The sequence below is a fragment of the Mycobacterium paraense genome (assembly GCF_002101815.1).
GTDB classification, from domain to species: Bacteria; Actinomycetota; Actinomycetes; order Mycobacteriales; family Mycobacteriaceae; genus Mycobacterium; species Mycobacterium paraense.
Genome location: NZ_LQPM01000051.1, coordinates 56,502 through 77,324 on the forward strand (window position 1 = coordinate 56,502; position 20,823 = coordinate 77,324).

At 68.5% G+C, this 20,823-nt stretch carries 23 protein-coding genes; 13 read left to right on the forward strand and 10 right to left on the reverse strand.

The window, feature by feature from the left end; translation table 11 throughout:
• The first annotated feature begins 2 nt into the window (after positions 1–2).
• The 4 genes from AWB89_RS26465 to AWB89_RS26480 all read left to right on the forward strand — a co-directional run bounded on the left by AWB89_RS26465 (position 3) and on the right by AWB89_RS26480 (position 2,765).
• Positions 3–401 (forward strand): hypothetical protein, encoded by a 399-nt coding sequence (locus tag AWB89_RS26465; protein ID WP_241520621.1) that lies wholly within the window; start codon positions 3–5, stop codon positions 399–401.
• On the forward strand, positions 401–1,144 hold the full coding sequence (locus AWB89_RS26470) for a hypothetical protein (protein ID WP_085177732.1): 744 nt from the start codon (positions 401–403) through the stop codon (positions 1,142–1,144). Before AWB89_RS26465 ends, AWB89_RS26470 begins: the two co-directional genes overlap by 1 nt.
• A gap of 31 nt (positions 1,145–1,175) precedes the next feature.
• The gene (locus AWB89_RS26475; protein ID WP_085177734.1) at positions 1,176–1,664 is read left to right on the forward strand and encodes a lipoprotein LpqH; all 489 of its coding nucleotides are present in this window, start codon (positions 1,176–1,178) and stop codon (positions 1,662–1,664) included.
• Positions 1,665–1,775: 111 nt separating this feature from the next.
• A complete protein-coding gene (locus AWB89_RS26480; RefSeq protein ID WP_085177736.1) occupies positions 1,776–2,765 on the forward strand; it encodes an alpha/beta fold hydrolase in 990 nt (329 codons plus the stop codon).
• A gap of 87 nt (positions 2,766–2,852) precedes the next feature.
• Here the strand turns inward: AWB89_RS26480 and AWB89_RS26485 are convergent, their stop codons facing one another.
• Positions 2,853–4,049, reverse strand: coding sequence for a cytochrome P450 (locus tag AWB89_RS26485; protein WP_085177739.1), 1,197 nt, complete (start codon positions 4,047–4,049; stop codon positions 2,853–2,855).
• A gap of 8 nt (positions 4,050–4,057) precedes the next feature.
• The gene (locus AWB89_RS26490; protein ID WP_241519440.1) at positions 4,058–4,696 is read right to left on the reverse strand and encodes a TetR/AcrR family transcriptional regulator; all 639 of its coding nucleotides are present in this window, start codon (positions 4,694–4,696) and stop codon (positions 4,058–4,060) included.
• A gap of 167 nt (positions 4,697–4,863) precedes the next feature.
• Here AWB89_RS26490 and AWB89_RS26495 point away from each other — a divergent pair, with 167 nt between their 5' ends.
• On the forward strand, positions 4,864–5,649 hold the full coding sequence (locus AWB89_RS26495) for a spirocyclase AveC family protein (protein ID WP_085177741.1): 786 nt from the start codon (positions 4,864–4,866) through the stop codon (positions 5,647–5,649).
• 67 nt (positions 5,650–5,716) lie between these two features.
• On the opposite strand, the gene AWB89_RS26500 is transcribed toward AWB89_RS26495, so the two are convergent.
• From AWB89_RS26500 to AWB89_RS26515, 4 genes are all read right to left on the reverse strand, one after another.
• Positions 5,717–6,910 carry a cytochrome P450 gene (locus AWB89_RS26500; protein WP_085177743.1) on the reverse strand — a complete coding sequence of 398 codons (1,194 nt, stop codon included), beginning with the start codon at positions 6,908–6,910 and terminating at the stop codon, positions 5,717–5,719.
• Positions 6,907–7,899 (reverse strand): LLM class flavin-dependent oxidoreductase, encoded by a 993-nt coding sequence (locus AWB89_RS26505; protein WP_085101967.1) that lies wholly within the window; start codon positions 7,897–7,899, stop codon positions 6,907–6,909. The genes AWB89_RS26500 and AWB89_RS26505 overlap by 4 nt, the downstream gene beginning before the upstream one ends.
• Before the next feature lie 68 nt (positions 7,900–7,967).
• On the reverse strand, positions 7,968–9,029 hold the full coding sequence (locus tag AWB89_RS26510) for an NAD(P)H-dependent amine dehydrogenase family protein (protein WP_085177746.1): 1,062 nt from the start codon (positions 9,027–9,029) through the stop codon (positions 7,968–7,970).
• A gap of 11 nt (positions 9,030–9,040) precedes the next feature.
• Positions 9,041–10,015 (reverse strand): LLM class flavin-dependent oxidoreductase, encoded by a 975-nt coding sequence (locus AWB89_RS26515; protein ID WP_085177840.1) that lies wholly within the window; start codon positions 10,013–10,015, stop codon positions 9,041–9,043.
• Positions 10,016–10,160: 145 nt separating this feature from the next.
• Here AWB89_RS26515 and AWB89_RS26520 point away from each other — a divergent pair, with 145 nt between their 5' ends.
• Complete coding sequence (locus tag AWB89_RS26520; RefSeq protein WP_085177748.1) at positions 10,161–11,255, forward strand: NAD(P)H-dependent amine dehydrogenase family protein; 1,095 nt, start codon at positions 10,161–10,163, stop codon at positions 11,253–11,255.
• Between the two features lie 66 nt (positions 11,256–11,321).
• On the forward strand, positions 11,322–12,464 hold the full coding sequence (locus tag AWB89_RS26525) for a MalY/PatB family protein (protein WP_276073291.1): 1,143 nt from the start codon (positions 11,322–11,324) through the stop codon (positions 12,462–12,464).
• Between the two features lie 31 nt (positions 12,465–12,495).
• Here the strand turns inward: AWB89_RS26525 and AWB89_RS26530 are convergent, their stop codons facing one another.
• The gene (locus AWB89_RS26530; RefSeq protein WP_085177752.1) at positions 12,496–13,221 is read right to left on the reverse strand and encodes a DUF2652 domain-containing protein; all 726 of its coding nucleotides are present in this window, start codon (positions 13,219–13,221) and stop codon (positions 12,496–12,498) included.
• Between the two features lie 109 nt (positions 13,222–13,330).
• On the opposite strand from AWB89_RS26530, the gene AWB89_RS26535 reads away from it, so the two are divergent.
• Both AWB89_RS26535 and AWB89_RS26540 read left to right on the forward strand, forming a co-directional pair.
• Positions 13,331–14,236, forward strand: coding sequence for a haloalkane dehalogenase (locus tag AWB89_RS26535; protein WP_085177754.1), 906 nt, complete (start codon positions 13,331–13,333; stop codon positions 14,234–14,236).
• Between the two features lie 56 nt (positions 14,237–14,292).
• Positions 14,293–14,739 carry a hypothetical protein gene (locus tag AWB89_RS26540; protein ID WP_085102128.1) on the forward strand — a complete coding sequence of 149 codons (447 nt, stop codon included), beginning with the start codon at positions 14,293–14,295 and terminating at the stop codon, positions 14,737–14,739.
• 44 nt (positions 14,740–14,783) lie between these two features.
• Here the strand turns inward: AWB89_RS26540 and AWB89_RS26545 are convergent, their stop codons facing one another.
• Positions 14,784–15,527: a 3'(2'),5'-bisphosphate nucleotidase CysQ gene (locus AWB89_RS26545; protein WP_085177756.1), complete on the reverse strand. Its 744-nt coding sequence runs from the start codon at positions 15,525–15,527 to the stop codon at positions 14,784–14,786.
• A 154-nt stretch (positions 15,528–15,681) separates the two neighbouring features.
• Here AWB89_RS26545 and AWB89_RS26550 point away from each other — a divergent pair, with 154 nt between their 5' ends.
• Entirely contained in the window at positions 15,682–16,263 is a 582-nt protein-coding gene (locus AWB89_RS26550; protein ID WP_372515122.1) for a hypothetical protein, read from the forward strand.
• Positions 16,264–16,311: 48 nt separating this feature from the next.
• Here the strand turns inward: AWB89_RS26550 and AWB89_RS26555 are convergent, their stop codons facing one another.
• Positions 16,312–17,487 (reverse strand): thiolase family protein, encoded by a 1,176-nt coding sequence (locus AWB89_RS26555; protein ID WP_085177758.1) that lies wholly within the window; start codon positions 17,485–17,487, stop codon positions 16,312–16,314.
• A 213-nt stretch (positions 17,488–17,700) separates the two neighbouring features.
• On the opposite strand from AWB89_RS26555, the gene AWB89_RS26560 reads away from it, so the two are divergent.
• The 3 genes from AWB89_RS26560 to AWB89_RS26570 all read left to right on the forward strand — a co-directional run bounded on the left by AWB89_RS26560 (position 17,701) and on the right by AWB89_RS26570 (position 20,330).
• A complete protein-coding gene (locus AWB89_RS26560) occupies positions 17,701–18,759 on the forward strand; it encodes a cupin domain-containing protein (protein WP_085177760.1) in 1,059 nt (352 codons plus the stop codon).
• 18 nt (positions 18,760–18,777) lie between these two features.
• Positions 18,778–19,170 carry a DoxX family protein gene (locus AWB89_RS26565; RefSeq protein ID WP_085101999.1) on the forward strand — a complete coding sequence of 131 codons (393 nt, stop codon included), beginning with the start codon at positions 18,778–18,780 and terminating at the stop codon, positions 19,168–19,170.
• 272 nt (positions 19,171–19,442) lie between these two features.
• Complete coding sequence (locus AWB89_RS26570) at positions 19,443–20,330, forward strand: DMT family transporter (protein ID WP_142282660.1); 888 nt, start codon at positions 19,443–19,445, stop codon at positions 20,328–20,330.
• Here AWB89_RS26570 and AWB89_RS26575 read toward each other — a convergent pair.
• Positions 20,301–20,660, reverse strand: a complete 360-nt coding sequence (locus AWB89_RS26575; RefSeq protein ID WP_085177844.1) for a bleomycin resistance protein — start codon at positions 20,658–20,660, stop codon at positions 20,301–20,303. The two genes, AWB89_RS26570 and AWB89_RS26575, sit on opposite strands and share 30 nt — an antisense overlap.
• Between the last annotated feature and the right edge of the window lie 163 nt (positions 20,661–20,823).

Sequence of the window (20,823 nt, forward strand, 5' to 3'; positions counted from 1 at the left end):
GAGTGTTGGCCATCCTCCTGCTGGGTGCTGCGGGCTTTGCGATCGTCTCGGCGCCCACGGCCACCAGCGCGCCGGCGTGCGTCGGGCTGTCCGTCTGCCCGCCGCCTCCGCCGGACGCCGAGGGCAACCCCGGCTGCTACTACGCCGACGGCTGGCGCGACGCGTCGGGCGGCGGGATCGAGGTGTGGTACTTCCATGAGCCGCAGAACATTTCGACCGCCGGCAAGGTCACGGTCCTGGTGCGCAAGAAGGATGGCGGCAACGAGTCCCAGGACGCCACCATCGACGCGGGCCAACAGGTGCACCGCTTCGAGTTTCCGGCCGTCGACAAGTCGGCCGTTCAAGAGGTGTTGCTCACCACAGGCAGCGGCCGCTGCTACGTGGCCGGGCCGGACGCGTGATGCGGGTCAAGGCAGGCTTTTTCAGCCTCACGGCGCCCGCCCCGCCCGACGATGACGGCAGCTACCTGCGCTGGCACCTGCTGGATCACATGCCCGAGCAGTACCAACTGCCCGGAATCATCCACGGCCTGCGGTGGATCGCCGACGGCGACTACCTCGAGCGCCGCCTTGCGGCCGACGGGCCGTTGGGACAGATCGGCAACGCGGTGCACTACCTGATCGGTGACCCCGTCGAGCAGACCTTCGACGACTTCGTCGCGCTCGGCCGCGCGCTACGGGAAAACGGCCGCTTCCCCGTCACGCGCCCGTCGCTGCAAGTCGCCGGATTACGCCTGCTGCAGTGGCACGCCGCCCCGCACGCGCTCGTCTCCGCCGAGGTGGTGCCGTTTCGGCCGCACCGCGGGATCGTGCTGATCGTCGAGCAACCCGATGCCGGGCGCCCGGATGCGTGGCTGGAATGGCTGCACGCCGAGCATTACCCGGCGCTGCTCGCCACCCCGGGAACGGCGGGCGCCTGGACTTTCGGTTCGAGCACCGGGTGGAGCCATCTGCCCCGCGGATGGCCGACGGACCACCAATACATCACCGTCGTTTACCTCGACGGCGACCCGCTCACCACCACCGATGCGCTGGGCCCTCTCATCGAGGAAAGGTGGCGGTCGGGGGCGGTTCGTCCGGTATTCGCCGGGCCGTTACGCACCATGGTCAGTTGGGAAGCGTGGCCGGCCGAGCGACCCCTATAGTCCTTCGTGACGACCTACCGAAGGAAGTGAGATGACCAATCGACGGCTCGTTCGCGCCGCCGCCGTGCTCGTCGTGTTGGCGGTTTGCCTGCCGGCCTGCTCGAGCAAGGGTAATCAGCCTTCCGCCGCGACTTCGAGTGCGGCTCCGCCGACCACGACCGTCATGATGGACGGCAACAAACACACCATGACCGCCGGCGTCGAGTGCACCAACTCCGCGGCGGTGCCGCCGGCCGAGTCGGGCGATCTGACCACCCACATCAGCGTTCACGACGATGCGGCGTCGGTGACGCTGTCCCTGTCGGACGAGAAGCCGCCCAGCGTCGACGGTTTCTCCATTTCGCTCAAGACGGGCTCCGGGCAGTATCAGCTGCCCTGGCAGGCGCCCCAGTCCGCGACTCAGGTGCAGGCGACGAAGGACGGGAAGAGCTACACGATCACCGGGACGGGCCAGGGGGCGTCGCCGAACCAGGGTGACGTCCACCAGGTGACGTTCGGCATTCACGTGACGTGCCCCTGAGCTTCAAATACCCTGTGCCGCAGGCGCGGCCCGCGGATGGCGCTGGCTTCGTGCCCGCCTCATAGCGACAAGCGGTTGTCGAACCGCAGTCCGCTCTGACATGCTGGCGGCTTGGACATCTTCGCGGAGTGGCAAAGCGGCGGGACGGAACTTCGGTGGCGGTCGACCACCGCCGCCAACGACGGGCAGGAACTCACCGTGTTCAGCCGCCGTTGCGGCACAGCCGGGGCGCCCGCGCTGGTGCTGGTGCACGGCTTTCCGACGTCGAGCATCGACTATTTCGCCCTCACCCACGAACTGGGCAACGACTTCGACATGTTCGTGCTCGACTTTCCCGGCTACGGGTTGTCCGACAAGCCCCCGGCGCCGCACGCCTATTCGCTCTACGACGACGCGCGCCTGCTGGTCTACGCGATCACCCAGGTGTGGAAGCTGACCGAATTCCGCATGCTCACCCACGATCGCGGCAGCAGCGTCGGCATGATCGCGCTGGAGATGCTGGCGGCCCTGGACCCGCCCGTCCTACCCGTCGACCTCATCCTGACGAACGCCAACATCTATCTCCCGCTGTCGAATCTCACCGTGTTCCAGACCGCCCTGCTCGATCCCGCAACGGGGCGCGACACCGCGGCGGCGACCACGCCGGAGATGCTGGCCGCGGGCTTGGGTCTCAGCACCTTCATGCCGCGGCGGACGCCGGACGACCCGGAGATCGCGGCGCTGGCAAAGTGCTTCGCCCACAACGACGGAATCCGCGTGCTGCCGGACACGATCCAGTACCTCAACGAGCGCGCGGCGGACGAAACCAGTTGGCTGGAGGCGCTTTCCAAGAGCCGCGTCAACACCACGGTGGTGTGGGGCCTGCATGACAACGTCTCGCCGGTGCGGGTCCCCAACTACATCTGGCAGACCTATCTGAAGACCAAGCCCGGCCGGAACCGCTACTGGCTGGTGCCCGGCGCGGATCACTACCTGCAGTGCGACGCTCCCGGGCAGCTGGCCCAGATCGTCCGCCTCACGGCCCAGGGCGGGGACATCCCGCTGCAGACGCTCGGAAACCAGCCCGACGGCGCCGTTCTGGTGGACGAAAGCGCCTCCTAGGCGACTCGGGCGTGACGAATGTGCGGCTGGCCGCACACTCGGGCCCGAATGTGCGGCTGGCCGCACTCTGGGCGCGAGGCCCCAGCATCACCCCGTGACGACGGGCAGGCGCGCCCACCCGCGCACGCTTGCGGTGTGCGCCCGTTCGGCGTTGGCGTAGTCGACTTCCCAATCGGGCCAACGCTTGAGGACCTCTTCCAGCGCCACCCGGGCCTCCATCCGGGCCAGCGCCGAGCCGAGGCAGAAGTGCAGGCCCTGCCCGAAGCTGAGGTGGCCGCCCTCGCGGTGGATGTCGAAGCGGTCGGGATCGGCGAACCGGCGTTCGTCCCGGTTGGCGGAACCGTTGAGCAGCAACATGAACGAGCCCTCCGGAACGACGCGGCCGTAGTGCTCGGCGTCGCGGGCGACGTAGCGGGCCTGCACCGGCGACGGGGGTTCGTAGCGCAGCGTCTCCTCGACCGCGCCGGGGATCAGCGACGGATCGGCGACGAGCTCGCGGCGCTGATCCGGGTGGTCGGACAGCAGCTGTCCCATGAAACCGATGAGCCGGGCGGTGGTTTCGTTGCCGGCGCCCGCGATCATCGCGGTGTAGGCGAGCACCTCGGTGCGTGACAGGGGGCGCCGCGTGCCGTCGGGTTCGTCGATCTCCGCGCGCAGCAGATCGGTCATCAGGTCGTCGGACGGATGGCCGGCGCGCCATTCGATGTACTCGGCGAACATCGCGATGGTGTCCGCGAAGAGGTTCGGGTTGACCTCACCGGGCTTGCGCCCCTCGGCCATTTCGATGAAGGCCCCGTTGCGATCCCGGATGTTCGCCTGGTCCTCCTCGGGGATGCCCAACAGGTAGCCGATGGTCCGCATCGGCATCATCGCCCCGAGGTCCGCGATGAAGTCGAACCCGCCGGCACCGATCAACGGGTCGAGTTCGCGGACGCAGAATCCGCGCACCATGGACTCGACCGCCAGCATGCGCCGCGGGGTGAAGACACGGGACAGCAGGCGGCGATGCAGGTCGTGCAGCGGCGGATCCTCGAACAGCAGGATGCCCGGCGGCACTTCGATGTTGTTGAACAGGATGTCGGCGGTGGTGCCCCGCCCGGACCGGTAGGTCTCCCAGTTCGGCAGCTCGCGGGCCACGTCCTCGTAGCGGCTCAGCGCGTAGAAGTTGTACTTCTCGTTGAAGTACAGCGGCGCCTCTTCGCGCAGGCGCTTCCACACCGGATACGGGTCGTCGTCGATGGCGACGTCGTAGGGGTCGTAATACAACGCGGCTGAACGTAACATGTTGCCTCTCAATCGTTTCGGTGCAGAAAGCCGTGCAGGATCGCCTGGACGAGCTCCTCGACGATCACCTCCCGCGGCGGCTGCTTGGTTCCGAAGTAGGTGGAACGCAGCGCGGCCATGCCGGCGATCATCGCCACCGTGGAATGTGCCGGCAGGTCCGGATGATCCGACCGCAGGCCCCGCAGGTGCATGCCCTCGGCGCTGATCTGGCCGAGGACCGTCAGCGCCCGCCTGACGTCGGCGATCCCGGCGTCGGCCATCTCTTCCTCGGTCAGCGCCTCCGAGGCCATCAGCGTCAGGAGCAGGCCCTGGTGTTCGACGAACACGTCGTAAAGCTGCCCGACGAAGTGCCCGGCAAGCTCCTCCTCCTTGGTCTCCTCGGGGATCACCGACTGCCACGTGCGGCCGAATTCGTCGACGAAGCTGGTGAAGGGCAGGACGAGGGCCTCGCGGAACAGCGCCGCCTTCGAGCCGAAGTGCCGAAACAGCAGGTGCTCGGTAACCCCTGCGGCCTGGGCGATTTCGCGCGTGGTGGTGCCGCGGTAATCCTGGCGCGAGAAGAGATCCCGCGCGGCCTCGAGCAGCAGTTTGCGCGGCGCGCCGCGGGGCCGGCGCGTGGCGGCGGTGGCAGCGGGTCGCTGGGGCACGAGTTTTAAGATAGCATGCACTATCTTGCGCATCGAACGGGAAGGGGCGCCGACGTGGGCGCAGTCATCATGCTCGGCACGCTGTTCGGGCTGATCGTCCTGATCTTCGGCCTGGTGCTGCGCTTCGACCCCGAGGCGCGCCGCTCCCCCGGACCCGAGGCCGATCGATGAGCGCAGGGATGACGCCGTTGATGCAGGCGGCCAGCGGCTTCGCCCTGGTCGGTGGCCTCACCTTCACCGCGATCGGTGTCTACCTGAGCATTCGCCGGCGCCGGATACATCCGCTGCTGCTGCTGTGCATCTCGGCGATCTCGTTCTCGTGGATCGAGGCGCCCTATGACTGGGCGATGTACGCCCAGTTCCCGCCCGCCATCCCGCGGATGCCGTCGTGGTGGCCGCTGAACGTCACCTGGGGCGGGCTGCCGTCGTTCGTCCCCATCGGCTACATCTCCTACTTCGTGTTTCCGGCGGTGACCGGCGCGGCGCTCGGGAAGTGGGTCAGCGCGAAATTCCACTGGCGCAGGCCGATAACGCTCCTATCCGTCGGCCTCGTCGTCGGCTTCTGCTGGGCGCTGCTCTTCAACGGGTTCCTGGGCGCCAAGCTCGGCGTCTTCTATTACGGCCTGGTGATCCCCGCGCTGGCGATCCGCGAGGGGACCATCCACCAGTACCCGCTCTACGACTCGCTCGCCATGGGCATACAGATGATGGTCTTCACCTACCTGCTGGGACGCACCGATTCGCAGGGACGCAACGTCATCGAGATGTGGGCCGAGAAGAGGTCGTCGAGCCGCGTCGGTGCCGCCGTCCTGTCCGTCGTCGCCGTCGTCGTGATCGGAAACCTGCTCTACGGCGCGGTTTTCGCGCCCCACCTGGTGACCAAGCTGGGCGGCTGGGTGACCGCAGGGCCGACGGGCGAGTTGTTCCCGGGCGTACCGAACCAACCCAAATAGCCGCCGAACGTCGACTTGTTGCGCGAATTTGGGCTATTTCACGCCACAACTCCACGTTGGGCGCGGATCAGGTGAAGACGGGCAGCTTCGACCAGCCCCGCACGCTGGACGTGTGCGCCTTCGTCGCGTTGGCGTAGTCGACTTCCCAGTCCGGCCAGCGCTTGATGACTTCCTCCAGCGCCACCCTCGCCTGCATGCGCGCCAAGGCCGAGCCCATGCAGAAGTGCAGCCCGTGACCGAAACTCAGGTGGGTGGCGCCGCGACGGATGTCGAATTCCTCGGCGTCGGGGAACCGGCGTTCGTCCCGGTTGGCGGATCCGTTGATCAGCAACATGATCGAGCCCTCGGGGACCGTCGTGCCGTGCAGCTCGACGTCGCGGGCGACGTAGCGCGCCTGCACCGGCGAGGGCGCCTCGTAGCGCAGGACCTCCTCGATGGCCATCGGAATCAGCGACGGGTCGGCCACGATCTGGCGGCGCTGATCGGGATGCTCGGCCAGCAGTTGGCCGATGAAACCGATGAGCCGCGTGGTCGTTTCGTTGCCCGCGCCGGCGATCATGCTGGTGTACAGCAGCACCTCGGATCGGGTGAGCCGCCGGGTGCCGTCGTCGTCCTCGACCTCGGCGTTGATCAACTGCGTCATCAGGTCATCGGAGGGGTGGTCCACCCGCCAGTCGATGTAGTTCGCGAACATCTCGTGGCTGTGCTCCAGGAAGTCCTGCGGAACCGTGCGGAACGTGCCCTTTTTCAGGGTGAGCTGGCTGCCGCCCTTGTCGCGGATGGCTTCCTGGTCGGCTTCGGGGATGCCCAGCAGGTAGCCGATCGTGCGCATCGGGACCATCGCGCCCAGGTTCTCGACGAAGTCGAACCGGCCCGATCCCACCAGCGGGTCGAGCGCGCGCACGCAGAACGCGCGCGTGAGCGGCTCGATCGCCTCCATCCGGCGCGGCGTGAAAACCTTTGAGAGCACGTGGCGGTGGACGTCGTGAATCGGCGGATCCTCGAAGAGGATGACGCCGGGCGGCAGCTCGATGCCGCTCATGATGATGTCCATCGTGGTGCCGCGACCCGACCGGAAGGTATCGAAGTTCATCAGCTCGCGGGAGACGTCGTCGTAGCGGCTCAGCGCGTAGAAGTTGTACTTCTCGTTGCGGTACAGCGGGGCCTCGTCGCGCAGCCTCTTCCAGATCGGGTACGGATCGTCGTCGATGTCGAAATCGAACGGATCGTAATAAACCTCGGCGGTGCCGGCACCGGTCATGGGACGGTCTCTTTCTCCGACAGAGCCTCCGGCAGCACGACGTCGCCCACGCGCTTGAGATACGGCCACGCGACCTCCGGCGGCAGCCCGCCGCACAGCGGCGACAGGTTGAGTATCTGGCCGGCGCGCACCCGCGAAATCGCTTCGGGCACCGAGATGATCACGTGCGACGCCGGCGCGGCGCGCAGCTCCTCGACGGTGTCCACATGCGAGAAGCCCGCGGTCGTCTCGTCCCCGGGATTCCATGAGGCATACGTGCGCACGTCGTGCAACAGATGCTCGCCGAGCTCGTCCCACGCTTGGTCCACGTCGTCGGCGACGAACACGACCGACGGTGTGTCGCGGCTGGGAAACATCGTCGGGCCGGGCGTATGGCCGTGCTCGCGGCAGGCCTCCTCGTAGGCCTCCCGCATGCCGGGCTGGTTGGCGTTGCCCAGCATGCCCAGGCCGTACCTGCCGGCCCGGCGGGCCGCCGCCACGCTGCCGCCGCCCCACATCAGCCCCGGGCCGCCGGGGGTTTCCGGGCGCGGCGTCACCATGATCCGTCGTCCGTCCCGGCTGACCGTCTCGTCGGAGAGCAGCGAGCGCAGCAGCTCGAGCTTCTCGTCGGCGAGCCGTCCGCGGCCCTTCAGCGCCACGCCGAAGTGCTCGAACTCCTCGGGCCGGTACCCCAGGGCCAGGATGTACGACGCCCGGCCGTTGCTGATGATGTCGAGGACCGCCATGTCCTCGGCGAGCCGTACGGGGTCGTAGAAGGGCAGAATCAGGATCAGGCTCAGCGCCAGCCGCTGGGTCCGCGCGGCCACGGACGACGCCAGCAAAAGGGGCGACGGCAGGTAGCCGTCCTCGGATCCGTGGTGCTCACAGAACACCGCGGCCAGGCCGCCATGATCCTCGGCCCACGCGCACATTTCGGGCACGGCGCCGTACAGCGCCAGTTTCGGTGCGCCCCACGACGGGGCGCGCATGTCGAAGCGCAGCGTGAACACACCCAGCTCCTAGCCAACCTAATATTTGTCCCCGTACGCTACGGTGCCGCCGAGAGCCGCGTCAACGCCTAGGCAAACACGTGCCGCGGCAATGTCGTCGGGATATCCAGCGAGCTGAGCAGGCCGGGCGCCGCCTCGACCACGTACGGGATCGCGTTGACCACCCGCATCGCCGTCGCCGCCATCGCGGCGCGCCCGGCGCCGTGGCCCTCGGCCGCCCCGAGGGTCATCACGCAGTGAATATCCGGATCCCCGTCGATGTCGACGCGATAGGTCGCATCGCAGTCCGACACCGGCCAGTCGGGCGCGACGTCGCGGGCCATCCGGATGACGTGCTCGATCACGATCGCCTCCCGGCCGTCGACCACCCCCGCGGCCCGGGTGCGCACCGCGCCGCAGGTGCCCGCCGCGATGGTGCCGAATGCCACCTCGATGTCGCGATCGGTCAGCCGGCGATCGAGGGAACCGTTGATCCGCTCGACCTCGACCCCCAACCCGCCGGCGATCAGGTATATCGGCGCCTTCCAAGCCATTTCGATGAACCCGGGCGTTTTGAGCATGGGCTCGAATTCGAGCGGGCGGCCGAAGCCCATCCCGTCCATCATCACGTCGGCCACCGGGTAATGGTCGTTGAGCGCGACCTCGCTGGCCGTGATGGTGCGGATGTTCTTCGACTGCGTCGTCATGAGCAGCGCCAGCTGGTCGGAGGCGAAACCGGGGAAGATGCCCGAGGCGTAGAACGACGCTCCGCCCGCCTTGGCCGCCGCCTCGAGTTGGTCGCGCCAGTCCGGCGCGAAGTACGACGGCGGGTAGACCAGGCTCGTCGACGACGTCGACACGACGTTGATGCCGGCCTCCAGCAGCCGCAGGTAATCCGGCACGGCCGCGCCGTCGCGGTCCGGGCCGCTCGCGGCGTACACCACGGCATCGGGCGCCAGGGCGATCAGCGCGTCGGCGTCGTGGGTGGCCGTCACCCCCAGCGGCTCGATGCCGGCCAGCTCGCCGGCGTCCCTGCCGACCTTGTCGGGCGAATGCACCCAGACGCCAACGAGTTCCAGATCCGGCCGGCGGCGGATGGCGTCGATCACGATCGATCCGACCCCGCCGGTGGACCATACGACGACACGCATGGGCAGTCTCCTTACTGGTTGGCCGCGGCCGCAGCGCGTTCGAGGTAGGGCCACGCCACCTCGGGTGGCACGCCGCCGCACAGCGGATGCAGCGGCAGGGGCCGCCCGCCGCGCACGTACTCGATCGCCTCGTCGGTCGTGAAGATGCGGTAGGGGCCGTGCTCCGCGCGAAGCGCGGCCACGCTGTCGGCGCGGGTGATGCTGGCGACCGGGCTTTTTAGGTCGTCTTCTCGCCGGTACGACGCCGCCATCACCGCGTCGTGCAACAGGTACGGCCCCAGCGTGTCCCACGCCGCATCCGGATCGTCGGCGACGAAAACCGCTGTCGGAGCGTCCCGGACGGGAAACTGGACGATCCCGGGCTCGTGCCCGTGAGCGTGGCACTGTTCTTCGTAGAACTCCTGGAGGCCCGGCAGGTCGGTCTGGGAAATGAACCCGAGGCCGAGAGCGCCGGCGCGCCGGGCCGCGGCCCTGCCGCCGCCGGCGACCAACATCATCGGCCCGTTGGGGGACGCGCACGGTGGCGTGACGCGGACCGTACGTCCCCGGTATTCGACGGGCTCGCCGCGCACCAGCGGGCCGAGCAGTGCCAGGATCTCGTCGGCCACCCGGCCGCGGGTGGCCATGTCGATGCCGAAGTGCTCGTATTCCTCGCTCCGATGCCCCACTCCGAACGCGTAGGACACCCGGCCCCGGCTGATCAGGTCGAGCACGCTCATCTCCTCGGCAAGCCGGACGGGATCCCACAGCGGAATGGGCACCGCGGCAAGCAGGATCGCCAGCGTGTGCGTCCGCGCCGCGATCGCCGACGCCAACGTGAGCGGCGCGGGCAGGTAGCCGTCGTCGGCTCCGTGATGCTCGGAGAGGATCGCCAGCAGGGCGCCCCGGGTCTCGGCCCACGCGCACATGTCGATCGCCCCGGCGTAGAGGTCGGCGGCGGGCGCGGCCCAGCCGGGGGCGCGCATGTCGAACCTGAGCGTGAACACCCACAGCACCATAACCTAACTTTTGTTCGTTAAGATAGTGCGCGCTTTCTTAACCCCTTGACCGCGCTGACTCGGGCTGTTAGCTTGCGACGTAAGAGCAACGGCCAAAACGGATTTCATCGCTCCGCACCTAGGGAGAAACAAGATGGCGGCTCATCGCGTGGTGGTGTGGGCGACCGGGGGCATCGGATCGATCGCCATCCGCGCGATCCAGCGCCGCCCCAACCTGGACCTGGTCGGGGTGTGGGTGCACTCGTCGGAGAAGGACGGCAAGGACGCGGGCGAACTCGCCAACGGCGAGCCGATCGGCCTGGCCGCGACCACCGACGCCGACGCGCTGATCGCGCTCAAACCCGACTGCGTGATCTACGCGGCCAGCGGTCCCGAGCGCGACGCGCTGGCCATCCCCGATTACGTCCGGCTGCTCGAGGCCGGCATCAACGTCGTCACGACCAGCACCACCCGGCTGGTCAACCCGCACTCCTACGAGCCCGCCGAGTGGCGCGAGCAGCTGGCCGCCGCGGCCAAGCGGGGTCAGGTGTCGCTGTACGCGTCGGGCATCGAACCGGGCTTCGCCGCCGACTACCTGCCGCTGGTGCTGTCCACCCAGTCGGCGTCGATCGACAAGATCCATGCGTTCGAGATCGGCCTGTACGACGATTACGGCGTCCCCGACATCATGAGCGACGCGCTGGGATTCGGCCGGCCGCTGGACTACCAGCCCTGGATCGGCTTCCCGGGGGCCATCGCCGGCGAATGGCAGGGCCAGATTCGGTTGGTGGCCGACGCGCTCGGCGTCGAAGTCCAGGAAGTCCGGGAGTATTTCGACCGCGCCGTCACCGACCGGACGCTGGAGGTCGCGATGGGCACCGTCGAAGCCGGCACGTGCGGCGCGCTGCGCATGCGGGCGATCGGCGTGGTCGACGGCCGCGAGGCGATCGTCATCGAGCACGTCACCCGGCTCGCGCACGACGTCGCCCCGGACTGGCCGACCGGGATCGGCGACCTGTCCTACCGCATCACGATCTCCGGCGACCCCGACATCGACTGCACCCTGGCGGCCACACTGAAGGACCCCCGCAAGGCCGGCGTCGCGGGCATGACCTCCGGGGCGGGGGCGATGGTCGCCACCGCGATGCGCGTCGTCAACGCGGTGCCGTACGTCGTTGCGGCCGAACCGGGGCTGCTGAGCTCTGTCGACCTACCCCTGACGATTCCAAAGCACGCGTTCGCCACCTAGTCTGCCGGGGTGGGCTTTAACCCGCTCGAGGAACTCACGCTGCCCCAACTGCAGCTGCGCACCAGCATGAAGTGGCGCGCGCACACCGACGACGTGCTGCCGCTCTGGGTGGCCGAGATGGACGTCAACCTCGCGCCGACGGTGGCCGACGCGCTGCGCCGCGCCATCGACATCGGCGACACCGGATATCCTTGCGGCACCGCGTTTGCCGAGGCCGTCAGCGAATTCGCCTCGCGGCGTTGGCAATGGCACGACCTGGACGTCGGCCGCACCGCGATCGTTCCCGACGTCATGCTCGGCGTCGTCGAAACGCTGCGCCTGGTCACCGACCGCGGCGACGCCGTCGTCGTCAACCCACCGGTGTACGCGCCGTTCTACGCGTTCGTCGCCCACGACGGCCGCCGGGTGATCGAGGCGCCGCTGGACGCCGGGGGCCGAATCGACCTGGGGTCGTTGGCGGACGCGTTCGGGCGCGCCGTCGCCTCGGGCGGCAAGGCCGCGTACCTGTTGTGCAACCCGCACAACCCGACCGGGACGGTGCACACCGCCGAGGAGCTGCGGCAGGTCGCCGAGCTTGCCCGCCGCTTCGGTGTCCGGGTGGTGTCCGACGAGATCCACGCGCCGGTGATCCTGCCCGGGGCGCGGTTTGTTCCGTACCTGACCGTGCCGGGCGCCGAGAACGCCCTGGCCGTCACGTCCGCCTCCAAGGCGTGGAACCTCTCCGGCCTGAAGGCCGCGCTGGCGATCGCCGGTCCCGAGGCCGCCGCGGACCTGCGCCGCATGCCCGAGGAGGTCAGCCACGGCCCGAGCCACTTCGGGATCATCGCCCACGCGGAAGCGTTTCGCAGCGGCGGCGATTGGCTCGACGCGCTGCTCGGGGGCCTGGACGAGAACCGGACGTTGCTGGGCGAGCTGGTCGCCGAACACCTACCCGGGGTGAATTATCAATGGCCGCAGGGCACTTACCTCGCCTGGCTCGATTGCCGAAAGCTCGGTTTTGCCGAACAGGCCGCCGACGGGCTGGCGGTGGTCGCCGATCTGGCCGGCCCGGCGCGCTGGTTCCTCGACCACGCCCGCGTCGCGCTCAGCTCCGGTCACGTCTTCGGGACCGGCGGCGCGGGGCACGTGCGGCTCAACTTCGCGACGTCGAAAGCCATTCTCGGCGAGGCCCTGTCGCGCATGGGAAGCGCGCTCGAACGGGCCGAATAGCGCAATCACGCCCTCGAGCTTCGGTTTTCGGCTATGCGGGAATGTCCTCGGCGCGGTCCAGGTTCCGGAAATCTTCCGCGGGCTTCTTGATGCCCAACAGGAACGGCAGCGAAGTCAACTCGAACATTGCGGTCTTCCGGAACCGGCCAAAACCGCTGCGCTGCGGCGCCACGACCGGCACCTCCGACGTGGCGAGGTCGATGTAGTGCGTGGAGGTGTCCCCGATGCCTTCGAAGTGGTGAACCAGCGGCTTGCACAGCCCGCGCATCTGGTCGTCGAGGCACGCGGCGACCGGATCGGTCATCAGCACGTATTCGGCCACTGGCACCGAGTTTTTCAGCATCCGGTGCACCAGGATGACGTCGACGCCGGCGAGTTCGACGTGGCGCTTCACCTTTTGCTCCGCGACCTCGCCCTGGTGGACGACGAACTTCAGCCAGAGGTTGTCCAGCTGTCCACAGCTCGCGCACTCGCAGGCGATGTCCGCTTTGAACCGTTCGCGCCGCGCGAGGAACGCCTGGCGCATCCGTGACAGCCGCTCGCACACGAGCACTTTGGCGTTGCCGTCCGGCGCCCAGAAGAACGCCGCATCGCCCTCCAGCTTCGCGAGCTTCAGGCCCTTACCGGCGTCGATCACGGCTTCCAACAAACCGGCCACCGTTAGCTGAGCGTGCGCCAGGTGGGTTCGGTTCCAACTCATGTAATGCGTGTAGCCGCCGATGTCGGCGATGAGCAGGACCGCGTGCCGGATGGCCATGATGTGCGCAGTTTAGTGGTTGCCGGCAACCGTCTCAATGAATCTGGCACTGGACGAAATCGCCTCGCCGCGAGAGGCTTGCAGGGGTCCCACCCCGGAGGAGCCGAATATGAGAGTGCTGCGAACCCCAGACTCCCGATTCGAAAACCTGGAGGGCTATCCGTTCGTAGCGAATTACCTCGACGTGGCGGCGAGCGACACCCAGCCGCTGCGCATGCACTTCCTCGATGAGGGGCCGGCCGACGGCCCGCCCATCGTGCTGCTGCACGGCGAGCCCACGTGGAGCTACCTGTACCGCACGATGATTCCGCCGCTGGCCGACGCGGGGAACCGCGTGCTGGCGCCCGACCTCATCGGCTTCGGCCGCTCCGACAAGCCCAGCCAACCCGAGGACTACACCTACCAACGGCACGTCGAGTGGGTGACCGCCTGGTTCGAGCGCCTCAACCTCAAGGACGTCACGCTGTTCGTGCAGGACTGGGGTTCGCTCATCGGCCTGCGCATCGCCGCCGAGCAGGGCGACCGGATCGCGCGGCTGGTGGTGGCGAACGGCTTCCTGCCCACGGCGGAGCGAGCCACGCCGCCGGCCTTCTACCTGTGGCGGGCCTTCGCGCGCTACTCCCCCGTGCTCCCCGCCGGCCGCATCGTCGCCGTCGGGACCGTCCGGCACGTGCCCTCCAAGGTGCGGGCCGGCTACGACGCCCCCTTTCCGGACAAGACGTACCAGGCCGGGGCCCGCGCGTTCCCCCAGCTGGTGCCGACGTCGCCGTATGACCCGGCGATCCCGGCCAACCGGGCGGCGTGGAAGGCCCTCAGCCGCTGGGAAAAGCCGTGCCTGGCCATCTTCGGCGCCCGCGACCCCATCCTCGGGCACGCCGACCGCCCGCTGATCAAGCACATCCCCGGCGCGGCGGGCCAGCCGCACGCGCGCATCAACGCCAGCCACTTCATCCAGGAAGACGCCGGACCGGAACTCGCCGACCGCATCGTGTCCTGGCAGCAGGCCCTGCGCTGACCGCCGGATCGCGCCGTCCGCTGGTCGGCGCCGCCCCGGGGTGCAACGATCAGCGCATGGACATGGTGACGATGGGCCTGATGGGCACGGTGGTGGGCGCGTCGGCCATGGGCATCGCGGGCGTCGCGAAGTCCGCCGCCGATAACCTGCTCCCGGGCATGGTGCACGGCAACAACCACAAGCATCAGATGAACATGCAGGTGCATACCCAACGCTGCGACGCGATCCGGCGCTGGCGCAGCGGGCTGGCGGATGCGCGGGACGCCTACCGGCAGTGGGCGTGCGGCCCCCGCGATGACGAACCGCCCAACGTCGTCGGCGACGAGTGGTTCGAGGGCTTGCGCCCCTACCTGCCGACCACCGGCGAAGCGGCGGAATTCCGCACCGCACACGAAGTCCATTGCGACAACCCGACTCTCACGCTGCTCTCCCTGGAGATCGGGCGGATCGAGCAGGAGTGGACCGAGGAGGCGAAGGGGCGACGGCGCCGCCGTCGCAGCTAGCCGAGCGTCGAGTTGTTGCGAGAGTTCGGGCCCGATCGGCGCAACTAGTCGACGTTCGCCGCCGTCGCGGCGAGGACCGCCGCGGCGAGTTCGGGACGGCACACCACCACGTCGGGCAGTTTGGGGTCGGGTTGGTTGTAGACCAGCTCCGAGCCGTCGATGCGCGACGTGTGCAGGCCGGCGGCCCGGGCCACCGCGACGGGGGCCGCCGAGTCCCATTCGAACTGCCCGCCGGCGTGCACGTACACGTCGGACAAGCCCTGGACGATCGACGCCACTTTGGCTCCGGCCGAACCCATTTCCACCAGGACGCCGCCCAGCGCGTCGCGCACGGACAGCGCAATGGCGGGCGGCCGGGTGCGGGAGACGACGATGCGTGGCTGGTCCGGGGCGGCGGGCGGCGCGTCGACGTACGGGGTCGCCAGCGTGACGCCCTGCGCGGGCAGCGCCACCGCCCCGGCGACGAGCTCGCCGGCCTGCCAGAGCGCGACATGCACCGCCCAGTCGTCGCGGCCGAGCTCGGAGAACTCCCGCGTGCCGTCCAGCGGATCGACAATCCATACCCGTTCCGAGCGCAGCCGCACCGGGTCGTCGGCGCCCTCCTCCGACAGCACCGCGTCGCCGGGTCGCTCGCCGGCCAGCGCCTCCATCAGGAAGTCGTGGGATCGCTTGTCCCCCGCCGCTTTCCGCTCGCCGGCATCGGCATCGGCGAACTCCTCCCGAACCGAAAGCAGCAGCCGCCCCGCCTCGGTGGCCAGCCGCGCGGCCAGCGCGTGATCGTCGTTCATCCGTTCTCCACAAAATCGGCAGTAACCTGAATAAGTTGGTAGTGTTGACCAACTTTACCGTGCCATGAAATCTTTGCCGCAGTCGCCACGCGGGCCCGCGGTTCTGCCATAACCTGGTGAGGTGAGCGGGGGCAACGTCTCATCATCGAGCAGGGTGCGGTTTCCGGGGGGACACCTGGGACTGGCCGGCGTCGTCGTGGCTGTCGTGCTGATCGGTGCGCTCGGTTTCGGCGCGGTGAAGCTGATCGGCCACCAGGGCGCGTCGCCGCAGCCCACTACCCCACCGCCCCCGCCGACGTACTTCGCCATCCCGGGCTGCTACAACCCGTCGGTGCCGCCGGTCGAGCGCCCGAGGAAGCTCAACGTGTTGGGATGCGCGAGCGTAGCCGTTGCGCTGCAAGACATGTCGTGGACCTCGTGGGGGCAACAGGGCGCCGACGGGACCGGCACCGCCGTCTTCAAGATCTGCGACCCGAACTGCGCGGCCGGCTATCAGCTCACCGACCCCGTCGTCGTGCATGCGTGGAACGCCCAGCCCCCGCGGCCCGATGCGATCTGCCAGGCCGGGCTGAAAATCTTTGCCGACCTGGTGCTGGCCTTCCCCAAAGCGACCCCGCCGCCGACCGCGCAGAAAATGAACACCCAGTACAACGGAATGCCCGCGGTGCACTACGCCAACTACTCGGGCGCCAACAACCGCGACACCCAGTTCATCGGGTACACGTTCTGCAACTAGCTAGACCTGATCCCGCTTTGTCCGGCTTCGCCGCCCTCGCGATCGCCGCTAGACCTCGATGACGACCGCGCCGCCCTGGCCGCCGCCCGCGCACATCGCCGCGACGCCGATGCCGCCGCCGCGGCGGGCCAGCTCATAGGTCAGGGTGGTGACCATGCGCGCGCCCGAGGCCGCGATCGGGTGCCCGAGGCTGCACCCGCTGCCGGAGAAATTCACCTTCTCCTCGTCGATGCCGTACTCGCGGCACGCCGCGATCGGCACGGAGGCGAACGCCTCGTTGATCTCCCACAGCGCCACGTCGTCGACCGAAATCCCGGCGCGCTGCAGCACCTTGCCGATCACCTTGACCGCGCCCAGACCGCAGTCCCGCGGCGGCACGCCCACGGCGGCCCACGCCCGGACCGTGCCCATCACGTTCAGCTTCTCGGCGAGGGCGTAGTCACGGTCGACCAACGCGACCGCCGCCGCGGCGTCGTTGGTGCCACTGCTGTTGCCCGCCGTGATCGAAAATCCCTCGATCTCGGGGTGCAGCACCTTGAGCGCGGCGAGCTTCTCGATGGTGGTGTCACGTCGGGGGTGCTCGTCGACCGAGAAGTCGATCACCGAACCGTCGATCTGGGTGATCTTCAGCGGGACGATCTCGTCGCGGAACTTGCCGGCATCCATGGCCGCGATGGCGCGCTCGTGGGACCGGGCCGCCCAGGCGTCCATCTCCTCGCGGGTGATGCCGACGGCCTGCGCGGTGTTCCACCCGACCGTGATGGACATGTCCTTGGTCGGCGCGTCCGGCGTCTCGACGTGCGTGGGCGGCAACCAGCGCTCCTCGAACTTCAGCTCGGGTCCGGGAATGCGCTGATTCATCAACGGCGTCATCGACAGCGACTGCACGCCACCGGCGATGAGCGCGCGCTCCATCCCCGAGCCGATCTGCGCCGCCGCGTTGCCGATGGCGGTGAGGCTGCCGGCGCAGTGCCGGTTCACCGCCTGGCCCGGGATGTCCTCCATTCCCGTCGCGGCGGCCGCGTAGCGGGCCAAATCCCCACCGCCGTAATGCGATTCGGCGAAGATGATGTCGTCGATGGCCGACGGGTCGATGCCGGACCTGCGCACCACCTCGGGCAGCACCGTGGTGATCAGCGTCTCGGGCGGCGTGTTGACGAGCGCGCCCTTGAAGGAGCGGCCGATCGCCGTCCTGGTGGCTCCGACGATCACGGGTGTGGCCATGTTTTCAACCTCGTTGCGATGGGGCGGGCAGACGCCGCGAATCGTATCAAATACTGTATGAGCAATAGTAACGGGCTAAGTTCAGCGTCGTGAAATCAGCCCTGGGTTGATAACCGATGCTGATCAGCACATCCAGAACGGGTGTTGGACGGCGCGTGCGGCGGGGCCGCACTGTTAAGGCAGACGCCGCCACATCCGCGAAGGAGTAGCAAAATGCTCACACGGGCCAGCACACACGCCGCCTCATTGGCCGACGGGGAAATCGTCGAGGAGTCCGACCTGGGCTCGATTCGGCGACTGACCGCCGACACCTTCCCCATCCTGAAGAGGCTGTCGATCAAGCGGGTGCTCATCAACCCGGGCGCCATGCGGACCCCGCACTGGCACGCGAACGCCAACGAATTGACGTACTGCGTTGCCGGCACGGCGCTCGTGTCGGTGCTGGACACCGGCAGCCAGTTCTCGTCGTTCGTGGTGCGGGCCGGTGACATGTTTCACGTCGACTCCGGTTCGCTGCACCACATCGAGAACATCGGAAGCGACACAGCGGAATTCATCATCGCCTTCCGCAGCGAGCGGCCGGAGGACTTCGGCTTGGGCGCCGCTTTCGGGGCAATGACCGACGCGGTGCTGGGCAACACCTACGACCTGCCGGCCTCCGACTTCGCGGCGATGCGCCGTAGCACGACCGACCGCGCGCTGGTCGCCCGCAGCGGAGACCCGGACGTCCCGGGCACCGCCTACTTCGACGACCCGCACAAGTTCTCGGTGGAAGCGATGACTCCGCCCGTCAGCCTCGCCGTCGGCTCCGCGAGGACCGCCCGAGTGCAGTATTGGCCCGCGCTGAAAGACCTTTCGATGTACTCGTTGCGCATCCGCGAGGACGGCATGCGCGAGCCGCATTGGCACCCGGTCACCGCGGAAATGGGCTACGTCAACCGTGGCGCGGCCCGCATGACGGTGATGGACCCCGACGGCACCTTGGACACCTGGTACCTGCGCCAGGGCGACGTCTACTTCGTCCCCCGCGCCTACCCGCACCACATCGAGGTGGTCGACGCCCCGGAGATGCACTTTTGCATCTTCTTCGACCAGCCCACCCCGGGTGACATCGGCTATCGCGCATCGGCGAGCGCGTATTCGCGCGAGGTGCTCGCGGCCACGTTCGACACGCACATCGACGACTTGCCCGCCTTCCCGTTCACCAAGGCCGACCCGCTGATCGTCAAGCGGATCAACCCGGTCGACGCTCAGGGTGTCGGCGAGGCCTGAGGAGGTCACAATAGGTCGATGACCACCACCCCCCTCATCGAACGCGACACCACGCAGACGGCCGCATACCGAGTTGCGGCCATGCTGATGGGCATCGGCACCGTTCACTTCCTGGCACCGAAGCCGTTCGACACGATCGTTCCGGCCGAGCTGCCCGGCGAGGCGCGGCTCTATACCTATGCTTCGGGCGTCGCCGAGATCGCCGTCGGCGCACTGCTGGTGCCGCGACGCACGCGACGGCTGGCCGCGCTGGCGGCCGTCCTGCTGTTCGTCGGGGTGTTCCCGGCCAACGTCAACATGTGCCGGTTGTGGTGGGGCAAGCCCTGGCCGATGCGCCTCGCCGCGCTGGCCCGGCTGCCGCTGCAGATCCCGATGATCACCACCGCGCTCAAGATCAGGCGCAACAGCTGAATTTCACATCTGCCACACGGGTCACCGCCGGGCGGGGTGCCCTCTGTGCCCACCTCATAGCGACAAAATGGAGTGCCCGGGCGGCTTACTGTCGTCGTTCCGGCGGTTGTCGCTCGGAGGCGGGCACAATGCCTGTCGGCCGGCGCAGAGGCTGGTGTGGCACATGTGACCGCATGAGGAAAACGCACATAAAACAGTTGGTGCACAAGTCAAACCGCCCGACCGGTTAGCGTCGCAAGTCCCAAAGTGGGTTGACTCAGCAGGAGGTCCCCTTGAGCACGACGGGCATTGCGGCGCTGCTCGCGATCGGAGCCGCGTTCATGATCGGCATCGGCGACGTCCTCGAGCAGCGATCGGCCCAACAGGTCACCGACAAGCCGGTCGGCACCCTCGCCCTGTTCCGTCGGCTCCTGCGCGATCGCCGGTGGTGGACGGGCAGCCTGGTGGCCGCCGCGGGCTTCGGCCTGCAGGCCGCCGCGCTGGGCTTCGGTTCGGTGGTGCTCGTGCAGGCGCTGTCGGTGACCTCCTTGCTGTTCGCGTTGCTCATCAGCGCGCGGGCCGGCCACCGCAAAATCACGCGCAGGCAAGGGATTTGGGCCATGCTGCTCGTCGCGGCCGTCGCGGTGGTGGTCACGGTCGGCAACCCGCAGGCCGGCAGCCCGCGGGGATCGGTCGAGACGTGGACGGTCGTCGGCCTGATCATGGGTCCGGCGCTGATCCTGTGCGTGATCGGCGCCCGGGTGTCCTCCGCGTCGGTCGGCGCGCTCCTGCTGGGCCTGATGTCCGGCTCGCTGTGGGGCCTGTTCTCGGTGTTGACCAAGGGCGTCGTCGACCAACTCGACCGCGGCATCCCGGCGTTGCTGCGCCTGCCCGAGCTGTACGTGTGGGCGGTGCTGGCCATCGCCGCCACGGCCTGGGAGCAGTCGGCGTTTCGCGCCGGCCCGCTCACCGCGTCGCTGCCGGCGGTGACCGTCGCCGAGCCGGTCGTGGGATCGGTGCTCGGCGTGGCCGTGCTGGGTGAGACGCTGCGCACCAACAGCATCGGGCTGGTCGCCCTCGGGGTGTCGGTCGCCGTCATGGCCGCCGCGACGATCGCGCTGGCGCACAGCCAGGCCGCCGGAGCGCCGCGGTCAGATCAGCCGGGAGCCGACGCGGTGTAGCGTGCCGTCCGGGTCGACGTAGGCGAATTCCCTTAGCCCGTAGGGTGTCTCGTGCGGTTCGAGCAAGCGGCCGTCGAGGTCTTCCAGTGCGGCCCATTCCGCGTGCAGCGCGTCGGCGTCGCCGACGTACAGGTAGACGCTGGCCGCGGTGCGCAGCGGATCGTGCTCGGCCCATTCGGTGAGGTGCATCGACACGGCCCCACGGTCGACGAACCCGTAGCGCTCGGGACCCTGGTACGCGCGGGCGTCGAACCCTAGTCTGCGATAGCGGTCGAGGGCGACATCGAGATCTCGGACCGGCACGATCGGCGATACGGACTGGAAATCGATTTCTGGCACACCACAGAGTGCCACGCGATGCTGTCGTATGCTCCTTCCGCAAACCACCTCTGACTAGCCGACGCGTGGGGGTACGCGAACCGCAAAAGCGATTTTGGTAGCCGTCGCCGTATGCCCGATGGCCACCCGACGTTTACCCGTTGGGCGTGGCCAT

Bases quoted from the DNA above. Each gene is read 5' to 3' on its own strand.
- AWB89_RS26470 (WP_085177732.1), top strand. From the start codon at position 401: ATGCGGGTCAAGGCAGGCTTTTTCAGCCTCACGGCGCCCGCCCCGCCC.
- AWB89_RS26475 (WP_085177734.1), top strand. From the start codon at position 1,176: ATGACCAATCGACGGCTCGTTCGCGCCGCCGCCGTGCTCGTCGTGTTG.
- AWB89_RS26485 (WP_085177739.1), bottom strand. From the start codon at position 4,049: ATGTTACGTTCAGCCGCGTTGTATTACGACCCCTACGACGTCGCCATC.
- AWB89_RS26495 (WP_085177741.1), top strand. From the start codon at position 4,864: ATGAGCGCAGGGATGACGCCGTTGATGCAGGCGGCCAGCGGCTTCGCC.
- AWB89_RS26500 (WP_085177743.1), bottom strand. From the start codon at position 6,910: ATGACCGGTGCCGGCACCGCCGAGGTTTATTACGATCCGTTCGATTTC.
- AWB89_RS26510 (WP_085177746.1), bottom strand. From the start codon at position 9,029: ATGCGTGTCGTCGTATGGTCCACCGGCGGGGTCGGATCGATCGTGATC.
- AWB89_RS26520 (WP_085177748.1), top strand. From the start codon at position 10,161: ATGGCGGCTCATCGCGTGGTGGTGTGGGCGACCGGGGGCATCGGATCG.
- AWB89_RS26525 (WP_276073291.1), top strand. From the start codon at position 11,322: ATGAAGTGGCGCGCGCACACCGACGACGTGCTGCCGCTCTGGGTGGCC.
- AWB89_RS26530 (WP_085177752.1), bottom strand. From the start codon at position 13,221: ATGGCCATCCGGCACGCGGTCCTGCTCATCGCCGACATCGGCGGCTAC.
- AWB89_RS26535 (WP_085177754.1), top strand. From the start codon at position 13,331: ATGAGAGTGCTGCGAACCCCAGACTCCCGATTCGAAAACCTGGAGGGC.
- AWB89_RS26540 (WP_085102128.1), top strand. From the start codon at position 14,293: ATGGACATGGTGACGATGGGCCTGATGGGCACGGTGGTGGGCGCGTCG.
- AWB89_RS26545 (WP_085177756.1), bottom strand. From the start codon at position 15,527: ATGAACGACGATCACGCGCTGGCCGCGCGGCTGGCCACCGAGGCGGGG.
- AWB89_RS26555 (WP_085177758.1), bottom strand. From the start codon at position 17,487: ATGGCCACACCCGTGATCGTCGGAGCCACCAGGACGGCGATCGGCCGC.
- AWB89_RS26560 (WP_085177760.1), top strand. From the start codon at position 17,701: ATGCTCACACGGGCCAGCACACACGCCGCCTCATTGGCCGACGGGGAA.
- AWB89_RS26565 (WP_085101999.1), top strand. From the start codon at position 18,778: ATGACCACCACCCCCCTCATCGAACGCGACACCACGCAGACGGCCGCA.